Origin of the sequence: Anaerococcus sp. (assembly GCF_022770135.1) — a bacterium.
GTDB lineage: Bacteria > Bacillota > Clostridia > Tissierellales > Peptoniphilaceae > Anaerococcus.
In genome coordinates this window covers 1-2,103 of record NZ_JALEIL010000084.1, presented here as the reverse complement: position 1 = coordinate 2,103, position 2,103 = coordinate 1, and the positions used below count along the sequence as shown (strand labels likewise).

The window sequence follows — 2,103 nt, the reverse complement described above, 5'->3', positions numbered from 1 at the left end:
ATCTTATGCTTTATCTGATAATGTATTAGAATCAAAACTAATCAAAGCAGAAGACAATAGTGTTGAAAAAAGAGGAGTAGGCATGAATAGGAGATTAGTAAACAACATTCTCCCAGATTCATCCGAGATTTCAGATAAACTTATAGTCGTGGAAGTATATACTGACGAAGCAAATTGGTCATCATACCCTCCACACAAGCACGATACAGCTAGTGAAAATGAAACATTCCTAGAAGAGATCTACTACCATGAGATGGATAAGGAACAAGGTTTTGTTTTCCAAAGAGTATATACAGATGATAGAGTGCTAGATGAAACTATGAGTGTGTACAATAAGGATGCTGTAATGGTTCCTAGAGGATACCACCCAGTAGCTGTTCCTTACGGATATAATTCATACTATCTAAATGTAATGGCAGGACCAAACAAGGAATGGAAGTTCCACAATGAGAAAGATCACGAATGGATTCTTAATAGAAAGGATGTTAAATAATGAGATTAATTAAGAACTATGTAAACGGTGAATGGATTGAATCTAAGACAAAAGAGTTTGAAGATGTATATAACCCTGGTGATGGTGAAGTTGTTGCAAAATGTCCTCTTTCAACAAGAGAAGAGACAAAAGAAGCAATCGAAAATGCAGCTGAAACATTTAAAACATGGGGCAGGACATCAGTTTTAAAAAGACAAAAAATCCTATTTAAATTACAACAACTTTTAGTTGAGCACACTGACGAGCTTGCAAGGCTTATTACCCTAGAAAATGGTAAGAACTTCAAAGAAGCTAAGGGTGAAGTAGGAAGAGGAATAGAAAATGTTGAACATGCTGCAAGTATTGCAAACCTTTTGATGGGTGATAATCTTTCTACAATAGCAACTGACGTTGAAGTTCATAACTACAAATATCCTATAGGAGTAATCGGCGGTATAGCTCCATTTAACTTCCCAATGATGGTTCCTTTCTGGATGTTCCCAATGGCAATAGCTTGTGGTAACACAGTTGTTATGAAGCCAAGTGAAAAAACACCAATTCTAATGCAAAGAGTTACAGAACTTTGTGAAGAAGCTGGAGTTCCAAAGGGAGTTTTAAACGTAGTAAACGGTGGAGTAGAAGTAGTAAACGAAATTTTGGAAAATCCACAAGTAGCAGGTATTTCTTTTGTAGGTAGTAAAAATGTCGGTGAAATAGTTTATAGAAAAGGCTGCGAACACGATAAGAGAGTTCAAGCTTTAGCTGGAGCGAAAAACCACACAATCATCCTAAAAGATGCAGATATTGACGATACAGTAACAAAGGCAATCGGTGGAGCTTTCGGATCTGCAGGTGAAAGATGTATGGCAGGATCTGTAATCTTAGTAGAAGAAGAAATAGCAGATGAATTTGTTGAGAAGTTTACTAAAGCTGCGAAAGAACTTAAGGTAGGAGATGCATCAAAAGATGATGATGTATTCCTAGGACCTGTTATTAGAAAAGAAAATCAAGAAAGAACTTTCAAATATATTGAAACAGGAATAGAAGAAGGTGCGACCCTAGTTTTAGATGGTAGAGAGAACATTCCTGAAAAAGGATTCTTTGTAGGACCAACAATCTTTGATAATTGTAAAGTTGGAATGAAAATATGGGCAGAAGAAATATTCGCGCCATTTGTATCAATTATAAGAGTTAAGAACCTAAAAGAAGCTATTGATATAGCACATCAAAACGAATTTGCTAATGGATCTTGTATCTTCACAAACAATGCTGCAGCTATAAGATACTTTAGAGAAAATATTGACGCAGGTATGTTGGGAGTTAACTTAGGAGTTCCTGCTCCAGTAGCATTCTTCGCCTTCTCTGGTTGGAAACACTCATTCTACGGAGACCTTCACTGCAATGGTAAAGATGCGATACTATTCTACACAAGAAGAAAAGTTGTTACTAGCCAACTTAGGACAGGAGAGTTTGACAAGTAATGAAATATATTAATTTTCCAGAGGATAGACAACTTGATCTAATTCTTATTGGAAGAGTGGCTGTTGACTTTAATCCTTCCCCAGAGGAAGGGTTTAAGCCACTAAGTCAAGTTGTGAAATTTGAAAGATATATTGGTGGATCAACTGTTA

General features: G+C 36.3%; 2 protein-coding genes. Both read left to right on the top strand.

Annotated features, from left to right (window positions below; all coding sequences use genetic code 11):
• A partial coding sequence (gene iolB, locus MRZ08_RS03760) for a 5-deoxy-glucuronate isomerase (RefSeq protein ID WP_297379376.1) occupies positions 1-493 on the top strand: 493 nt, incomplete at its 5' end.
• Complete coding sequence (locus MRZ08_RS03755; RefSeq protein ID WP_297379374.1) at positions 493-1,953, top strand: CoA-acylating methylmalonate-semialdehyde dehydrogenase; 1,461 nt, start codon at positions 493-495, stop codon at positions 1,951-1,953. The genes iolB and MRZ08_RS03755, both read left to right, overlap by 1 nt.
• Positions 1,954-2,103: the final 150 nt, after the last annotated feature.

Coding starts and splice junctions, on each gene's coding strand:
- MRZ08_RS03755 (WP_297379374.1), top strand. CDS start 493: ATGAGATTAATTAAGAACTATGTAAACGGTGAATGGATTGAATCTAAG.